We start from the raw sequence: 16,923 nt of genomic DNA on the forward strand, positions 1-16,923 counted from the left end.
TTGCCGGGAACAGCGCCCGGCGCAACAGGTTGTCAACGTCGCGTTGCTAGGCTGGGGAGACGATTCAGGCCGCGAGGGGTAGCCATGGCAACACCGAGAACAAATACCAGTACGACCACCGCACTCACCGCCCTGGACGGCTCGGCCGCCCAGCGTGACCGGCGGCGCCGGATCCTCGAGGCGACGTTGTCGCTGGCCTCCAAGGGCGGCTACGACGCGGTTCAGATGCGCACCGTCGCGGAGCGCGCCGAGGTCGCCCTGGGCACGCTCTACCGCTACTTCCCCTCGAAGATCCACCTGCTGGTGTCGGCGCTGGCTCTCGAGCTGGAGAAGATCCAGGAGAAACTCGAGCGCAAGCCGATCCCCGGCGACACCCCGCACGAGCGCATGCAGTTCGTGCTGGCCATGGTGACCCGGGCGATGCAGCGCGAGCCGCTGCTCACCGAGGCGATGACCCGGGCCTTCATGTTCGCCGACCCGTCCGCGAGCGCCGAGGTCAACGCGGTCGCGCGACTGATGGAGGACATGTTCACCCGGGCCATGACCGACGGCGAGCCGACCGCCGACGACCGGGCCAAGGCTCGCGTGATCGGCGACGTGTGGCTGTCCAACCTGGTGGCCTGGGTGACCCGCCGCGCCTCGGCCAACGACGTGGTCAACCACCTGGAACTGGCCAGCCGCCTGCTCCTGCGCTAGGCGCCGCCTATTCGACCAGCGCCACCAGTTTCGCCAGAGCCTGCTGACCCGCGGCGCCGGCCTGCTTCTCCAGCATGCCGGCCATCGGGCCCTTCAGCGCCGGGCCGATGAACTCCATCTCGTAGGTGATGTGTGAGCCGGCGTCGCTCGGCTCGATCACGAAGAGGTTCTTCGCCTTGACGCCCATCGGCCCGTCGCCGTTCTGCTCGAGCCGCCCCGGCGCCGCCGCCGTGGTCACCCGCCAGGCCATCTCGGCGGGCATGCCCATCAGCTTCACCTTCTGCTTGTAGGTCGTGCCCTCGTCGAGAGTCGCCGGCACGTCACCGGTGAATCCCTCGTGCATCGTGTTCCATTCCGGGACCCGTGACGGGGTCGACAGCACTTCCCAGACCCGCTGCGGATCCGCTTTGGCATCGGCCTCAACGGTCACCTTGGCCATCGCGCTCCTCCTCTTCCCGAGTAACTAGAACAGGTTATAGCAGTGTGACTTGATTCACTAGCTCCGCCCGCTCGCCGACGGCGATGCTGTCCATGTGAAACGACGCGAGGCCATCACCGAGTTGGGCGACGCACTGCGGACGCTCGCCGAGCACGCCACCACCACCGAGATGCCGGCCGGCGACCTGCTCCGCGCGGCCGCCGAGCTTCGCGAGATCGCCGCGCGGCTGGGCGAGCGGTCCCGCGGCCGGTCGACGCTGCCGAGCGCGGACGACCTGCTCGGCGGCGTGCGGATGTACAACCCGGTCACCGGCGGCGGCAGCGCCCTGGCACCGCCGCTACGCATCGAGGTGGTAGCCGGCGTGGCGATCGGGCGGTGCACGCTCGGCCTGGCGTTCGAGGGCCCGCCACGGTTCGCCCACGGCGGCGTGAGCGCGATGCTGCTCGACCAGATCCTCGGCCACGCGGTGGTCGCCTCCGGCAACCCCGGGATGACGGTCCGCCTCGACACCGTCTACCGCGCGCCGGTGCCGCTGCTGACCCCGCTGCGGCTGACCGCCGAGGTGCGGCACGTGGACGGCCGCCGGGTCACCGCGACCGGCACCATCGCCACGGAGGCCGAGCCGGGCACGACCCTGGTCTCGGCCTCCGGCACGTTCGTCGGCCTGCGAGCCGACCAGACCCGCCGCCTGTTCGGCCCGGTCCTGCAGACCGAGGCCTGAACCCCTGCCCGGCCCCGATGACGGAAGGGCCGGGCAGCGGGCGACTACGGCGTGAGGGTCACCGCGTACGCATCCTTGGCGTTGGTCCAATTGACCGGGACGGTGATCGCGCTGCCGCTCACCGTCACCCGGGTGTTGGACACCACGGCAGGCGCGCTGACGTAGGCGTTGGTCGACGGCAACCGTTCCACCAGTACGTTCACCGAACCGCTGGTGACCAGCCAGGACGGGATGCCGGTGTAGCGGATGTCGATGGCGCCCTGCGCTCCGCCGGCTTTCGCGCCGTAGACCGCGACCGACCTACGGGCCGACGAGTCCTGGAACACGGTGCCGTCGTGGCTCGAGCTCGCGGTGATCTTCGTGCGCTGGCCGGTCTGGTCGGCGTAGCGCTTGTAGACCCACCACTGGCCCATCGGCTGGTTCGCGTTCGCCGTGACCAGCCAGCCGAACGTGTCGTACAGCGACGGTGTCTGGCCGACCATGCCCCAGTTCGCCCGGGCGCCGTCGCAGTTGCAGCGTTCGAGCCGGGCTATGTACCAGGCCGAGGGGCCGGGCTGCTGCTCGTCGCCGAACGCGCCGTACTCGTTGACCGAGGTGCCGCTGATGGTGATGCCGCGGGACGAGAGCATGCCGGACAGGTTGGCCGCGTCGGTGGCCGGGTCGCCGGGCAGGTCGTGCCAGCTGATGATGTTCGGCACGACGTTGTTGGCCTTGACGTAGTCGAGGTAGGTGGTCCACCACGAGTTCGACGAGGTGGGCACGCCGGCGTAGCTGGGGCCTTCGAGCACCGCGCCGGGGATGGCGGCCCGCACCAGCTGGGTGCCGCGGCGGATCATCTCCAGGTATTGGGCCTGGGTGCGGCCCCAGAAGAAGATGTTCGGCTCGTTCCACAGGTCCCAGCGCACGTCGGAGCCGGTCATGCCGTTCGCCTTGGCGTCCGCGATGAGCTGGTTGACGAAGTTCGTGTACTCGGTCCAGTTGCCGCTGTCACCCGGCCAGCGCGGCACGTTGCAGACCCCGTCGGAGCCCCACATGCCGGACAGCAGCAGGCTGAACCTCGCGCCGGTGGCCCTGGCTCGCGCGTAGTAGGCCTTGATGAAGTTCCACCGCGCGGTGTAGCCGCCGTTCACGTACCCACCGTTGGGGCACCCGATCTGCGAGCCGCCGGCCCGCATCACCTTGACCTTGATCTGGCTCTGCAGCGACGCCGATGGGGACGCGCCGCTCTGCGAGATACCGTAGATGAAGCCGGACGCCCGGTAGGTCGGCGCCCCGCCGTAGGCGGTCATGTCGACGGTCAGGGTCTCCACCGCGGCCAGGGCCGGCCCGGCGGGCTGGGCGACAAGAGCAAGGACGATCAGCACGGGTACGGCGATCAGCCGCAGCCATCGATTCCGCATCTGCCAGCTCCTTGGGGGAAGCCGCCGTGGGAGTTGACCGACCTCGTCGGCGCAGCGGGAAAACTGTTTCCTCCAGCCAAGTAGGTGAATACATCGATGTCAATAGTGTTACGGGCATGTTGCTCGGAAACACCAGTTTCCTAGGCGGCGGGGACCGACAGGGCGATGAACAGCGCGGAGATCCACTCCGGATCCTGCAGCCGGTCGCCGTAGAGCTCCCGGAGCCGCGTCATCCGGTACCGCACGGTCTGCGGGTGGACGAACAGCTCCGCCGCGACCTCCTCGCGCCGCCCCTGATGCCGCAACCAGCTCCGCAGCGTCTCCGTCAGCTTCTCGGCCGAGGAGTCGCCGGACAGCGGTTCCAGCACCTTGGCCCGCAGGTCGGCGAGCGCCTGCGGGTCGGCGGTCAGCACCAGCGCGGCCAGGTGGTCCTCGGTGTTGACGACGTTGCCGGTGGGCAGGCCCGGGATCTCCATGGTGCGCACCGCCCGGTCGTACGACGCCTTCACCCGCAGCCAGGGGCGCGCCGGGCCGACCACCGCGGTCTGGCCGCGCAACAGGCCCAGCATCGCGGCCCGCGATCCGTCGGCGTCCGGGACCAGCAGCACCGAGAAGTCCGGTCCGGCCTCGCTCAACGACAGCGTGCGGCGGTCGAGCAGGTCAACCACCGTGCGCGCGGCGTGCTCGGGAACGAGGACGGCGGTCAGGGTCTGCGGTGGCGACCAGTCGGCACGCTGGGCGGCCGCGATGATCGTGTGCTCGGTCTCGCCGGCCAGCAGGGCCTGGGTGAGCTGCTCCAGATGGCGGATCCGGGCCCGGCCGGAGGACGCGAGCTCGTCGGCGTGCCCGGCGACGCTGGCCGCGGAGAGCTCGTCGATGTAGGCGAAGACCAGCTCGGCGAAGTGCGCGATGATCGCGGCCGGCTGCCCGGTGGCGACGCTGATCGCGGCGAGCTCGTGCCAGGAGACCCGGGCGCCGACCCGGTAGGCCCCGAGCAGCGCGTCGAGGCTGCGGCCGTTGCGGGCCTCCCCGCGGCCGAGGGCGTAGGCCGCCTGGAGGGCCGGGCCCAGCGGGGACTGCGGGTCGGGCCCGTGCGGGCGGGACACCAGACCGAGGAACGCACCCAGCGCGGTGCGGACCGCTCGCTCGATCTTCGCGCCCAGATCACCGGCGAAGGCCTCGGCGTAGGCCGGCACCTCGGTCATGATCGCGTCGATGGTCTGGGTGGCCACGTGCGGCAGCCGCTCCCGTAGCGGCGCGACCACTTCCGGCGACAACCGGAAGGCTTTGACGTCGGGCAGGGGGTTTGTCACCCTACGTTTGTACCAGCCGAACAAAAAACACGACCAGATTCACTTCGAGCGGTCAGGCACCTACCCCCGGGCGCACAGGAAGCTTGTTACGTGGCCGTTATCCGTACCCTCGGGGCCGGCGCCTGGCGCGTGGTCGAACTGATCACCACGCCGGTGGTGCCCGCCGACTACCTCGACGTGATCGCACCGCTGCGCAACGCGCAGGTGCTGCGCGCCAAGGTCGAGGCCGTGCGCCCGGAGACGTCGAACAGCGTCACCCTGGTGCTCCGGCCGGGCCGCGGCTGGGTGCGGCACGAGCCCGGGCAGTACGTCCGGCTCGGCGTGGACGTCGACGGCGTACGCCTCTGGCGCTCCTACTCGATCACCAGCCCGCCCTGGCGCAGCGACGGCCGGATCACCATCACCGTCAACGCCGTGCCCGGCGGAGCGGTCAGCACCGAGCTCGTCCGCAACGTCAAGCGCGGCATGATCCTGCACCTCGACCCGCCCACCGGCGCGTTCCGGCTCGACGAGACCCGGCCGGCGAAGGCACTGTTCATCACCGCGGGCAGCGGCATCACCCCGGTCATGGGCATGCTGCGCAGCGCGTTGCACGAGATGACCGACGTGGTCGTGGTGCACTCAGCCCGTACCAAAGAGGATGTTGTCTTCGGTCTGGAACTTCGCGGCCTGGCCGCCGAGGGCCGGATCCGGCTGATCGAGCGGCACACCCGGGCCTCCGACTCCGGCCGCCTCAAGCCGGCCGACATCGCCGAACTCGTCCCCGACCTGCTCGAGCGCGAGACGTGGGCCTGCGGGCCGAACGAGATGCTCGACGACCTGGAAACCCACTGGGCCGACGGCGGTGCCGCCCACCGGCTGCGCACCGAGCGGTTCCGCCCGACGCTGCTCACCGACGGCGGGGGCGGCACGGTCACGTTCACCAAGTCCGGCACCGTCGTCGAGACCGACGGCACCGAGCCCATCCTCGACTCCGGCGAGACCGCCGGCGTGCTGATGAAGTCCGGCTGCCGGATGGGCATCTGCTTCAGCTGCGTCCTGCCGCTGCGTGAGGGCGCCGTGCGCGACCTGCGCGACGGCCGGCTCACCGTCGCCGAGCCGGGCGACAACATCCCGATCCAGCCCTGCATCTCGGCCGCCGCCGGCCCCTGCACCATCGAAGGATGACATGACGACGATCCAGCGCAAGAAGACCAGCCCCGTCGCCCACCTCACGCCCGAGGACATCGAGCAGATCGGCATCGAGCTCGACGCCATCCGCGACGAGGTGATGGCGAGCCGAGGCGCGAAGGACGCCGCCTACATCCGGCGGGTGATCGCCTGGCAGCGCGGGCTCGAACTCGGCAGCCGCGGGATCCTGCTGTTCTCCCTGTTCCCGCCGGCGTGGCTGGTCGGCACGGCCGGCCTGTCGATCGCCAAGATCCTGGAGAACATGGAGATCGGCCACAACATCATGCACGGCCAGTGGGACTTCCTGCGCGACCCGAAGATCCACTCGACGAAGTGGGAGTGGGACAACGCCTCCCCGTCCGAGCAGTGGAAGCACTCGCACAACGAGCTGCACCACACCTACACGAACGTGGTCGGCCGCGACAACGACCTCGGCTACGGCATCATGCGCGTCGACGAGGACCAGAAGTGGATCCCGCTCTACCTGGGCCAGCCGCTCTGGAACTTCGTCAACGCCTGCTTCTTCGAATACGGCATCGCCGCGTACGACCTCGAGCTGGGCAAGAACCTGGCCACCAAGAAGCGCCGCCAGGACCCCGGTTTCCGCGCCCGGCTGAAGCAGACCCGCCGCAAGATCGGCAAGCAGGTCCTCAAGGACTACATCATCCACCCGGCGCTGTCCGGTCCGTCCTTCCTGCACACGATCGCCGCCAACGCGGTCGCCAACCTGGTCCGCAACCTGTGGACCCACTCGGTCATCATGTGCGGCCACTTCCCCAACGGCGTCGAGACGTTCGAGAAGACGTCCATCGAGGGCGAGACCCGCGGCGAGTGGTACCTGCGGCAGATGCTCGGCTCGGCCAACATCAGCGGCAGCAAGGCCATGCACCTGATGACCGGCAACCTGTCCCACCAGATCGAGCACCACCTGTTCCCGGACATGCCGAGCAACCGGTACCACCAGGTGGCCCCCAGGATCAAAGACCTTTTCCAGCGGTACGGGCTGACCTACACCACCGGCCCACTGCCCAAGCAGGTCGCGTCGGCCTGGTGGAAGGTCATCCGGCTCTCCCTGCCCAACCGGGGCGAGGCAGCCATCCGCCGCCCGATCGAGAAGAAGGCCCCGGCCACCGCAGCCCGCTGGCGCCGAGCCGAAGTCCCCACAACGCCCCTCAGCCCGGCAGCCGAGACCGCAGCGCCCTGATCCCTCGGTCCGTTGATGTAGATTGCTTCTACGTAGATGTCATCTACCTAGAAGCAATCTATTCACGGGAGGCTGCCGTGTTCGTCGGCCGACGCACCGAGTTGTCCTTGCTGACGAAGCGGATCGACCACATCACGCGGGCCGGGACCGGGCTGGCCGTCGCGATTCGCGGCCGCCGCCAGGTTGGTAAGTCGCGCCTCGTCCAAGAGCTCTGTGACCGTTCCGGCCTCCCCTACCTGTATTTCACCGCCGTCAAAGGCGCATCGGTCACCGAATCGACGACTCAGTTTCTCGCCGACCTGTCCGAGTCCGACCTGCCGAACGACCACGGCTTGCTTCCCGGCACGCCTCCGTCCGGCGGCTGGGGTGACATGTTGCGCCTGCTCGCCGGGGCGCTGCCGGACGGACCGTGCATCGTCGTGGTCGATGAGGTGCCGTGGCTCACCGAGCAGGACGACACGTTCGACGGGCAGCTGCAGGTGGTCTGGGACCGACTGTTGTCCCGCCGGCCGGTCCTGCTGCTGCTTCTCGGCAGCGACCTGCACATGATGCAGCGCCTCACTGCGTACGACCGGCCGTTCTACGGCCGCGCCGACAACCTCGTGCTCGGCCCGCTGAACCTCGCCGAGACCGCCGCCGCGACCGGCCTCACTGGTTCCGACGCCATCGATGCGCACCTGATCACCGGCGGCCTGCCCGGGATCCTGCTGCGCTGGCCGTCCGGAACAGCCGCCGATGACTATCTCCGCGACGAATTTGCTGACCCGGCGTCACCGCTGTTCGCCGTACCGGAACAGTCTCTCGCCTCGGAATTTCCCAATCCCGACGTCGCGCGGCGCGTCGTCGAAGCGGTCGGTGGTGACGCCCGCGCTTTTGCCAACATCGCCAGTACGGCCGGTGGACGTGAGGGGACGGTCAGCTCCGGAACCCTGTCCCCGCTGTTGCGACAGCTCACCGAGGACAAGCAGGTCCTGGCGATCGACCACCCGCTGTCGACAAGCAGCGGCAAGCCCGCCCTGTACCGGATCGCCGACAGCAACCTACGCCTCTACCTCGCCATTCTGCGCGAGGTCCACAATCTGACCCTGCGAGGCCGGCCCGGGACCGGCTTCACCCTGTTCCAGAACCGATGGTCGAGCTGGCGCGGCCGGGCGGTTGAGCCACTGATCCGTGCGTCGCTGGAGCAGGCCACGGTCACCGGGTCGCTGCCCTGGCCGGACGCCCAGGTCGTCGGCGGCTGGTGGAACCGGCAATTCAACCCGGAGATCGACCTGGTGGGTGCCGACCGGGCGCCGGTCGCCTCGCGGATTCACTTCTGCGGGTCGCTGAAGTGGCTGGGGACCCCGTTCGATGCGCACGACCTGCGCCAACTCCAGGAAGACGCCCGCCTCGTGCCCGGTTTCGACGGGTCGAGCACCGGGCTGATCGCTGTCACCCGCTCGGGTGCGGACCTGCCGGCCGACGCGGTGGATGTCGTGTGGGGCCCCGGCGAAGTCGTGTCCGCCTGGCCCGTATGACAAACATGGTATGACGGGTTGCAGAGTGCCGCTCCATAGGCTGATCGCCATCTATATACCTTGGTGATCGGAGCGCCCATGATCGCGCAGACCCGCCATCGACGCAGGGCGGCGCTGACCGTGCCCGCTCTGCTCGCCGTCCTGGCCCTCGTGGTCACCTTCATCCGCACGCCTGCCGCTACCGCGGCGGCCAGCATGACGGTCGCGCAGGCGATCGCTAGTCAGACCGGCGGGACCGGCACCGTCACCGGCTACGTCGTCGGTGAACCGACCGCCACCAGCACCGTTCGGACCAGCAGCTTCACCGGGGACACGGCGCTCGCGCTGGCCGACAGCAGCACCCAGACCAGCACCGGCTCGATGCTGTACGTGCAGATCACCAGCGCCTACCGGTCGTCGTTCGGGTTGCTCACCAACCCGGGCCGGATGCGCACCCAGATCACCGTGACCGGGACGCTGACCGCGTACTTCTCGCACGCGGGCCTCAAGTCGCCGACCTCGATGACCGCCGGCGGCTCCAGCCCGACCACGAGCCCGACGAGCGGGCCGACCGCGACGCCGACGTCCTCCAGTTCCACCGACACCTACTACGCGAACGCCATCGGCAAGTCGGGTGACAGCCTCAAGAACGCCCTGCACACGATCATCTCGACGGGCGTCACCAAGCTGTCGTACGACGGGGTCTGGAACGCCCTGAAGGTCACCGACCAGGACCCGTCGAACTCGTCGAACGTGATCCTGCTCTACTCGGGCATCAGCCGGTCCAAGACGCTCAACGGCGGCGACTCCGGCGACTGGAACCGGGAGCACGTCTACGCCAAGTCGCACGGCGATTTCGGCACCACCGCCGGCCCCGGCACCGACCTGCACCACCTGCGCCCGGAGGACGTGGCGGTCAACGCGCTGCGCGACAACAAGGACTTCGACACCGGCGGCAGCGCGGCCACCGGCGCCCCCGGCAACTACACCGACTCGGACTCCTGGGAGCCCCGCAACGCCGTCAAGGGCGACGTGGCCCGCATGATCTTCTACATGGCGGTGCGCTACGAGGGCGACGACGGCTTCGCCGACCTCGAGGTCAACAACTCCGTCTCGAACGGCAGCAACCCGTACATCGGCAAGCTCTCCGTCCTGCTCACCTGGAACGCCCAGGACCCGCCGGACTCCTTCGAGAAGAACCGCAACCAGGTCATCTACGCCAGCTACCAGCACAACCGCAACCCGTTCATCGACCACCCCGAGTGGGTTTCGTCGATCTTCGGCTAGCCGACGAGAGGGCAGCCCGGTCGCTCGCGGCCGGGCTGTTTCCGCCGAACTAGCCTGGCGGGATGTGGAACCTGGGCGAGCTCGTCGCGAAGCACAGGGTGCCGGGCGCACAGGTCGCCGTCCTGGCCGACGGAGAGATCCGGGATGAGGCCGCGGGCGTGCTGAGTCTGCGAACCCGGGTCGAGGCCACGACCGACTCGGTGTTCAAGATCGGCTCGATCACCAAGATCTGGACAGCCACACTGATCCAGCAACTGGTCGGCGACGGGGTGCTGGATCTCGACCGGCCCGTTCGCGACTACCTGCCCGGCTTTCGGCTCAGCGATCCGGCCGCCACCGCGTCACTGACGGCCCGCCACCTGCTCACCCACACCGGCGGGATCGACGGGAACCACTTCACCGACACGGGCCGCAACGACGACGCCATCGAGAAGTTCGTCGCCACCCTCGCCGAGGCGGACCACCTCCTGCCGCCCGGCACCGTCTTCTCCTATTCCAACAGCGGGTACGTGGTGCTCGGCCGGCTGGTGGAGGTGTTGCGCGACAAGCCCTTCCACGACGTGCTCCGCGAACGCCTGATCACTCCTCTGGGCCTGCGCACCGTGGCTACCGACACCTACGAGGCCATCCTGAAGCGCGCCGCGGTCGGTCACGTCCTTGCCGGCGGAGAGATCGTTCCGACGAAACAGTGGGCGGTTTCCTACTACTGCGCGCCCAGCGGCTCGCACCTCGCCACCAGCGCACGCGACCTGCTGGAGTTCGTCCGCCTGCACCTCACCGACGATGCGCTGGCGGCACTGCGCGAACCCCAGGTCGAATCCGTCCCGGATTTCGGCGGCGGCGTCACCGGTTGGGGGCTCGGCTGGATGCTCCACCAGGGCGGCGTCGTCGGCCACACCGGCGTCTCCAAGGGACAGAAGGCATTCCTTCGCGTCGCCCCGTCGGCCGGTGTCGCGGTGGCCGTGCTGACCAACAGCACGGGAGGTGAGCCACTGGCCTACGAGATCTTCGGGGCGGCGCTCCGGGACCTGGCCGGCGTCGCGACGGCGCCGCTGCCCGTGCCGCCCGCGAACCCGGCCGCGATCGATGCGAGCCGGATGTGCGGCACCTACCGATCCACCCGGTACGACATCACGCTCACCAGCGAGCACGGGCGCGCGTTCCTCACCTACCGCCCGCGCAACGGGGCCGGTGGGTCCGCGAACCGCGTCGAGGTCGTCCGCCTCGACGAGAACTCGGTCATCACCGTCGAGTCGGAGTCCGGCCGCCACCAGGTCCTGTCCCTGGTCGGCGCCGACCGGCTCGGCCGCGCCCGCTTCCTGCACGACGGTGCCGCCGCCTGCCGCATCGCCTGATGATCAGCGACCGGCTCGACGGCGGCACCCGGTGGTGTCAGCCGCGGTGGGCGACGCGGATCTCCGTGCGTAGTGCCGGTGGGCCGTCCAGTGGCGCCGGGTCCTCGGGTGTCGGGGTGACGCCGCCGGCCGCGATCCGGTCCAGGGTGCGCAGGCCGGGCTGGGTGATCTCGCCGAAGATCGTGTAGTTCGGGCGGAGCGCCGAGTTCGCGTACACCAGGAAGAACTGGCTGCCGTTGGTGTCCGGGCCGGCGTTGGCCATGGCCAGCACGCCTCGGGCGTAGACCTTGCGGGCTCCGGTCGGGTCGGTCGGCGCGGGCGGCAGGTCGGTCGGGAGTTCGTCGCGGTAGCGGTAGCCGGGGCCACCCTCACCGGTGCCGGACGGGTCGCCGCATTGCAGCACCGACAGCGTGGGGTACGTGGTGAGCCGGTGGCAGATCGTCCGGTCGTAGAAGCGGCTCCGGGTCAGGTGCAGGAAGCTCTGCACCGTGCACGGCGCCTCGGCCCGGTCCAGCACCAGAGGGATCGCGCCCAGGTTGGTGCGCAACACGACGCGGACCTTGCCGCGCGCGGGGGTGTGCCGGGGGTCGGGTGGCAGCCCGACCGGGCGGGCGGCCGGCTCGTCGGGGGTCGGCGTGTAGGCGCAGGGGCCGGCGGTCGGGCCGGTCGGCGACGGCGAGCTCGCAACCGTGGTCGGCGACGGTGCGCTCGCGGAGGCCGCCGCGGGGGCGGCGAGCCCGAGCCCCACGGCGAGGGTGATCACCAGCAGGGCGGGCAGACGATATCTGGACATCAGACCGGTCTAATCGACAGAGGTAGATACGTCAAGCGACGCAGAGGCCGGCCCCGTGACCGACCCCCGGCGGGGTGCGCGGGTAGACGCCGAACGCCGGCTGGCCATTGACGCTCTTCCATAGGTTTGTTTACGATTCCGAAACGCTTGACATCGTTGTCACGGACTCGGGAACGGCAGGGCCCACCGATGCGCATACTCGCCACACTTCTGTTGACCATCGGCCTGGGCCTTGCCGTCGCCTCCCCGGCGGACGCCGCGGCCGGCGACTTCAGCACCGGCTTCGAGTCCGCCGATCCGCAGCCGAGCGCCAACCTCGTGGAATCCAGTGCGGGGGTCGGCGGCTACTGCTGTGCACTGACCGCGATGGAGACCGGGACGCGCGCCGAGACCGCGCACGGTGGAACGTCGGCGCTGATGTACTCGGGCAACGATCAGAGCGCGACCACGTCGTACTCGTACAATCGGATCTTTGATGTTGATCTTCCGGTTTCCGCCTCGACCACGCTGTCCTACTGGCTCTACCCGCAGTCCGGTGGGCATCTCGACGTCGCGGTCGACCTGGTCTTCACCGACGGGAGCCGGCTGCGCGACTCGGGCGCGGTCGACCAGAACGGCGTCCGGCTGCACCCGGCATCCCAGGGCAGCGGGTCGGTTCTCGGCTTCGACAAGTGGAACTACGTCTCCTCGGCGATCGGCGACCACGTGGCCGGGCGGACGATCGACCGCATCCTGATCGGTTACGACCAGCCCGCCAACACCGGGACGTTCCGCGGCTACCTCGACGACCTGGCGATCACCGCGGCCGCGCCGGCCACCCGCCTGTCCGACCTGGTCGACACCCGGCGCGGCTCGAACTCCGACTCCAGTTACTCGCGGGGCAACACCTTTCCCGGCGCGACCGTGCCGAACGGCTTCAACTTCTGGACGCCGATCACGAACGGCAACAGCGACGGCTGGCTCTACCAGTACGGCTCATCCACCGTGCAGGGCTTCGGGATCAGCCACGAGCCCAGCCCGTGGATCGGTGATTACGCCGCACTGCAGGTCATGCCGATGACCGGCGCGGTGAAGACGACGCCGGACGCCCGCAAGTCGGCGTTCAGCCACGGCAACGAGGTCGCCAACGCGCACTATTACAAGACCCAGCTCGACACGTACGGCATCACCGCCGAGATGACGCCCACCGATCACGCGGGGGCGCTGCGCTTCAAGTACCCGGCCACCGCCGAGGCGGTCATCGTCTTCGACACCATCGACAAGGTCGGCGGCTCGATCAGCGTCGACGCCGCCGCCCGCACGATCACCGGCTACGTCGACCACAAGGGACCGCGGCTGTACTTCTCGGCGACCGTCGACAAGGCAATCGCGGCCACCGGCACCGTCAGCGGGCAGGGCGTGACCAGCTGGGTCCGGTTCGCGACGGCGGCCGGCGAGCAGGTCACGCTGAGGATGGCCACCTCGTACATCAGCGTCGCGCAGGCCACCGCCAACCTCGGCCAGGAGGTCGGGGCGAAGAGCTTCGACGCCGTCCGGGAAGAAGCCGCGGGCCGGTGGGACGCGGCGCTCGGCAAGGTTCGGATCGAGGGCGCCTCGGCCGACCGGAGGGTCACGTTCTACTCGAACATGTACCGCGCCTTCATGTACCCGAACAACATGTCGGAGATGGTCGGCGGGGTGCGTAAATACTTCAGCCCCTACGACAACGCGGTGCACGACGGGCAGATGTACGTCAACAACGGCTTCTGGGACACCGCGCGGGCGGTCTGGCCGCTCTACACGCTGCTCTCCCCCACCCGTACCGGAGAAATGCTCGATGGTTTTGTCAATGCCTTCAAGAACGGAGGCTGGACGCCGCGCTGGTCGGGGCCGGGCTACATCGACATCATGGTCGGCACCAACCAGGATCTGGCCTTCGCCGACGCGTACGGCAAAGGGGTCCGGAATTTCGACTACCAGGCGGCGTACGCGTCGATGGTGAAGAACGCGAGCGTCTACTCCGGGTCGGGTTCGAAGGGGCGCAAGGCGGTGGAGGTGTCGACCTTCAAGCGGTACGTGCCGTCGGACGTGCTCGGCGAGTCGGCGTCCTGGACCCTCGAGGACGCCGACAACAACTTCGGCATCGCGCAGCTGGGCCGGGCCTTGGGCTACGCCGAGGACGCCGACTACTTCCAGAACCGGGCGCTGGACTACGCGAACCTCTGGTCCCCCTCGGTCGGCTTCTTCCGCGGCAAGCAGAGCAACGGCTCGTGGCGCACGGCCGACTCGGCGTTCCAGCCGAACGCGTGGGGCTACGAATTCACCGAGGGCGCACCCTGGCACTACGCGACCCCGGCACCGCAGGATCCGCAGGGCATGGCCAATCTGTACGGCGGCCGGGCCCAGCTATCGGCGAAGATCGACTCGGTGTTCGCGGCGTCCCGCGACTACAACGTCGGCGGATACGGCGGGGTCATCCACGAGATGCGCGAGGCCTACGACACCAACATGGGCCAGTACGCGCACCCGAACGAGCCGATCCACCACATGCTCTACATGTACAACTACGCCGGCACCCCGGCGAAGACCCAGACCCGGGTCCGGGACGTGCTGACCAAGCTGTACGGCTCGGGCGCCGGCAACGGCGGCGGTTACCTCGGCGACGAGGACAACGGCCAGATGTCGGCGTGGTACGTCTTCAGCGCGCTCGGCTTCTACCCCGCCCGGATGGGCAGCACCGACTACACGATCGGCGCGCCGCTGAACCCGAAGGCCACGGTCACCCTGGAGAACGGCCGCACCTTCACGGTCGAGGCGCCCGCGGTCAGCGACACCAACCGGTACATCCAGAGCGCCACCCTGAACGGCGTCGCGTACGCGAAGAACTACCTGACCCACGCGGACCTGCTGGCCGGCGGCACGCTCAGCTTCGTCATGGGCCCCAATCCGTCCACCTGGGGCACCGGCACGAACGACGTACCCCCGTCGATCACCACCGGCAGCGCGGTCCCCCGTCCGCTGACCGACCGCGCTACCGGTGGCACCCTCACCGCCAGCGGCGAGAACGCACCCAACGAGGCCCGCACCGCCCTGGTCGACGACACGTCCCTGACCAAGTGGCTGACCTTCCAGAACACCGCCACCATCCAGTACGACCTGCCGGCCGCCGCAACCGTGAAGCAGTACACACTGACCTCGGCCAACGACGCCGCCGGCCGAGACCCGCGCGGCTGGACGCTGCAGGGCTCGACCGACGGCACCACCTGGATCACGCTGGACACGCGGACCGGTCTCGACTTCAGCGACCGGCGGCAGACCCGAGCCTTCACGATCGCCAACACCACCGCCTACTCCCGCTACCGCCTGCAGATCACCGCGAACCACGGTGCCGCCGAGACCCAGCTGGCCGAGTGGGAGCTGCTGGCCTGACTCAGGCCGTGTCGCCCAGCTTGTCGACGATCGCCATCCTGGTGTAGATCACCTGCCGGTACAGGTCGCCCTTCTTCCCGTCACCGCCGGCCTTCTCGTCGTTGACCGCGACCAGCCGGTCACCGATCAGCGTGTACGTCTTCGGGTCGAAGAGGAGCTGCCGGGACAGGTAGCCCTCCTCGATCCGGCCCAACCCGATCGCCGGCCGGCCGTCCAGGTTGACCGCGTCCGGGTTGACCTTCATGCCCGGCTGCTGGGCCAGGTAGCGGTAGATGGCGGCCTTGACGTTCGGCGGCAGGACATAGGTTCCGGCGAGCGCGCCGGGTTCCTGGGCGACCCCGCCCTCGGGATGGTCGAGGAAGGCGACCACCGCTTCCGGCGAGGTCAGCTTGAGGATCTGCGACCAGGGGATGAAGGCGTACGTCTCGGTCTTGCTCTGCTTGTACACCTCGACCTTGCCGTTGTTGCGCGTCTGCGCCACGATCTGGCCGTCGATGCGCTGCCACCGCTGGACCTTCCGGTACGACGCCTTGCCGGGCTGCAGCGCGCCGTTCGGGTACTTGTTCTCGTACGCCGGCTTGTTGCGCATCTCCAGCGTCTCGACGTACATGAACTGGTCCGGCCGCGGGTCGACCCAGGTTTCCTGCTCGGCCGTCCAGGCGGCGTTCTCCAGGTACTGGGCGGCGCTCACCGGCTTCAGGAACGGCGGCGCGGCCACCGGCTTCGCCGACTCCTGCTGCTGCCGCGGCGGCACGCCCGGGCCGGCCGGGGCACCCTGGCCGCGGATGCCGACCACGAAGGCCACGACGACCGCCGCCGCGACCGCCGCGGTCATCGGGATGCTCCACCGCCAGGAGGAGCGGCGCCGGGTGGTCATCCGGCCCAGCAGCGCGGCGCGGGCCCGCTGCTCCGCCTCGGCGGACGGCTCGGGGTCGGGGCCGAAGGTCTCCCGCAGGATGCTGATCTCGTCCATCATTCGTCCACCTCGATATCGGCGCCGAGCGCCTTCCGCATCTCCTGACGGGCCCGGTGCAGCCGGGACCGGGCGGTGCCGGCCGGGATGCCCAGGGCCGCCGCCGCTTCCTGCTGATTGAGTCCGGCCCAGGCGACGAGCAACAAAACCGCGCGCACCGGCTCCGGCAGCCGGGCCAGGGCCTCGGCGAGCTTCCCGCGTACGGCCGCCGCGTCCAGCCGACCGGCGACCGCATCGGCGTACTCCAGAACACCGAGGTCCTGGCCGCCGGCCTTGGCCATCGCCCGGTACCGCCGCGACTCGGCCCGGACGTGCCGGGCGACCAGGTTCGAGGCGATCCCGTACAGCCAGGGCCGTGCGTCACCGCGAGCCGGATCGAAACTGTGCCGCCGGTCGAACGCGGTCAGAAAGGTCTCGGAGGCCACGTCCTCGGCCAGATCCGGCCCGAGCCGCCGAGCCACGTACGCGTAGATGCTCCGATAGTGCCGGTCAAAGATCGCCGTGAAGGACTGCTCGATGAGGTAGGCATCCGTGCCCAAGCCCGTCGTGCCCGGCTGCGTCACCATCTCACCACCAGCCCCGTCTTCGTCGTCGCTCCAGTTGCATCACACCCCCACTTCGCCGTTCCCGCGAGAAGTGTTCGCACCCGGACAACCGGATGGGCGCCC

Annotated in this window: 14 protein-coding genes; 8 read left to right on the forward strand and 6 right to left on the reverse strand. The window is 69.4% G+C overall.

Translation table 11 applies throughout. The features are described from left to right. Positions 1-84 precede the first annotated feature (84 nt). Complete coding sequence (gene kstR / locus Ato02nite_RS19560) at positions 85-696, forward strand: cholesterol catabolism transcriptional regulator KstR (protein WP_213008007.1); 612 nt, start codon at positions 85-87, stop codon at positions 694-696. Positions 697-703: 7 nt separating this feature from the next. On the opposite strand, the gene Ato02nite_RS19565 is transcribed toward kstR, so the two are convergent. Then, a complete protein-coding gene (locus Ato02nite_RS19565) occupies positions 704-1,135 on the reverse strand; it encodes a type II toxin-antitoxin system Rv0910 family toxin (RefSeq protein ID WP_213008008.1) in 432 nt (143 codons plus the stop codon). Between the two features lie 94 nt (positions 1,136-1,229). Here Ato02nite_RS19565 and Ato02nite_RS19570 point away from each other — a divergent pair, with 94 nt between their 5' ends. Next, positions 1,230-1,856 (forward strand): PaaI family thioesterase, encoded by a 627-nt coding sequence (locus Ato02nite_RS19570; protein WP_213008009.1) that lies wholly within the window; start codon positions 1,230-1,232, stop codon positions 1,854-1,856. A gap of 44 nt (positions 1,857-1,900) precedes the next feature. On the opposite strand, the gene Ato02nite_RS19575 is transcribed toward Ato02nite_RS19570, so the two are convergent. Both Ato02nite_RS19575 and Ato02nite_RS19580 read right to left on the reverse strand, forming a co-directional pair. Continuing rightward, the gene (locus tag Ato02nite_RS19575; protein ID WP_213008010.1) at positions 1,901-3,256 is read right to left on the reverse strand and encodes a beta-xylosidase; all 1,356 of its coding nucleotides are present in this window, start codon (positions 3,254-3,256) and stop codon (positions 1,901-1,903) included. 140 nt (positions 3,257-3,396) lie between these two features. Beyond that, positions 3,397-4,569, reverse strand: a complete 1,173-nt coding sequence (locus Ato02nite_RS19580; RefSeq protein ID WP_246607207.1) for a PucR family transcriptional regulator — start codon at positions 4,567-4,569, stop codon at positions 3,397-3,399. A gap of 90 nt (positions 4,570-4,659) precedes the next feature. Between Ato02nite_RS19580 and Ato02nite_RS19585 the strand changes: the two genes are divergently transcribed. From Ato02nite_RS19585 to Ato02nite_RS19605, 5 genes are all read left to right on the forward strand, one after another. After that, positions 4,660-5,736, forward strand: a complete 1,077-nt coding sequence (locus tag Ato02nite_RS19585) for a ferredoxin reductase (protein ID WP_213008011.1) — start codon at positions 4,660-4,662, stop codon at positions 5,734-5,736. 1 nt (position 5,737) lies between these two features. Then, positions 5,738-6,943 (forward strand): fatty acid desaturase family protein, encoded by a 1,206-nt coding sequence (locus tag Ato02nite_RS19590; RefSeq protein ID WP_213008012.1) that lies wholly within the window; start codon positions 5,738-5,740, stop codon positions 6,941-6,943. A 77-nt stretch (positions 6,944-7,020) separates the two neighbouring features. After that, positions 7,021-8,460: an ATP-binding protein gene (locus tag Ato02nite_RS19595; protein ID WP_213008049.1), complete on the forward strand. Its 1,440-nt coding sequence runs from the start codon at positions 7,021-7,023 to the stop codon at positions 8,458-8,460. Between the two features lie 78 nt (positions 8,461-8,538). Then, positions 8,539-9,726, forward strand: a complete 1,188-nt coding sequence (locus tag Ato02nite_RS19600; protein ID WP_213008013.1) for an endonuclease — start codon at positions 8,539-8,541, stop codon at positions 9,724-9,726. Between the two features lie 62 nt (positions 9,727-9,788). Then, positions 9,789-11,081, forward strand: coding sequence for a serine hydrolase domain-containing protein (locus Ato02nite_RS19605; protein ID WP_213008014.1), 1,293 nt, complete (start codon positions 9,789-9,791; stop codon positions 11,079-11,081). Positions 11,082-11,118: 37 nt separating this feature from the next. Here Ato02nite_RS19605 and Ato02nite_RS19610 read toward each other — a convergent pair whose 3' ends face one another. Next, positions 11,119-11,874 carry a peptidylprolyl isomerase gene (locus Ato02nite_RS19610; RefSeq protein ID WP_213008015.1) on the reverse strand — a complete coding sequence of 252 codons (756 nt, stop codon included), beginning with the start codon at positions 11,872-11,874 and terminating at the stop codon, positions 11,119-11,121. Between the two features lie 189 nt (positions 11,875-12,063). On the opposite strand from Ato02nite_RS19610, the gene Ato02nite_RS19615 reads away from it, so the two are divergent. Next, entirely contained in the window at positions 12,064-15,282 is a 3,219-nt protein-coding gene (locus Ato02nite_RS19615) for a GH92 family glycosyl hydrolase (protein ID WP_213008016.1), read from the forward strand. Position 15,283: 1 nt separating this feature from the next. Here the strand turns inward: Ato02nite_RS19615 and Ato02nite_RS19620 are convergent, their stop codons facing one another. Both Ato02nite_RS19620 and Ato02nite_RS19625 read right to left on the reverse strand, forming a co-directional pair. Then, positions 15,284-16,258: a CU044_5270 family protein gene (locus tag Ato02nite_RS19620; protein WP_213008017.1), complete on the reverse strand. Its 975-nt coding sequence runs from the start codon at positions 16,256-16,258 to the stop codon at positions 15,284-15,286. Next, complete coding sequence (locus tag Ato02nite_RS19625) at positions 16,255-16,821, reverse strand: RNA polymerase sigma factor (protein WP_213008018.1); 567 nt, start codon at positions 16,819-16,821, stop codon at positions 16,255-16,257. The genes Ato02nite_RS19620 and Ato02nite_RS19625 overlap by 4 nt, the downstream gene beginning before the upstream one ends. Positions 16,822-16,923 lie beyond the last annotated feature (102 nt).

Origin of the sequence: Paractinoplanes toevensis, assembly GCF_018332695.1 — a bacterium.
In the GTDB taxonomy this organism is placed as follows: domain Bacteria; phylum Actinomycetota; class Actinomycetes; order Mycobacteriales; family Micromonosporaceae; genus Actinoplanes; species Actinoplanes toevensis.

Bases quoted from the DNA above. Each gene is read 5' to 3' on its own strand.
- Ato02nite_RS19620 (WP_213008017.1), bottom strand. From the start codon at position 16,258: ATGATGGACGAGATCAGCATCCTGCGGGAGACCTTCGGCCCCGACCCC.
- Ato02nite_RS19590 (WP_213008012.1), top strand. From the start codon at position 5,738: ATGACGACGATCCAGCGCAAGAAGACCAGCCCCGTCGCCCACCTCACG.
- Ato02nite_RS19605 (WP_213008014.1), top strand. From the start codon at position 9,789: ATGTGGAACCTGGGCGAGCTCGTCGCGAAGCACAGGGTGCCGGGCGCA.
- Ato02nite_RS19615 (WP_213008016.1), top strand. From the start codon at position 12,064: ATGCGCATACTCGCCACACTTCTGTTGACCATCGGCCTGGGCCTTGCC.
- Ato02nite_RS19575 (WP_213008010.1), bottom strand. From the start codon at position 3,256: ATGCGGAATCGATGGCTGCGGCTGATCGCCGTACCCGTGCTGATCGTC.
- Ato02nite_RS19625 (WP_213008018.1), bottom strand. From the start codon at position 16,821: ATGGTGACGCAGCCGGGCACGACGGGCTTGGGCACGGATGCCTACCTC.
- Ato02nite_RS19565 (WP_213008008.1), bottom strand. From the start codon at position 1,135: ATGGCCAAGGTGACCGTTGAGGCCGATGCCAAAGCGGATCCGCAGCGG.
- kstR (WP_213008007.1), top strand. From the start codon at position 85: ATGGCAACACCGAGAACAAATACCAGTACGACCACCGCACTCACCGCC.
- Ato02nite_RS19600 (WP_213008013.1), top strand. From the start codon at position 8,539: ATGATCGCGCAGACCCGCCATCGACGCAGGGCGGCGCTGACCGTGCCC.
- Ato02nite_RS19610 (WP_213008015.1), bottom strand. From the start codon at position 11,874: ATGTCCAGATATCGTCTGCCCGCCCTGCTGGTGATCACCCTCGCCGTG.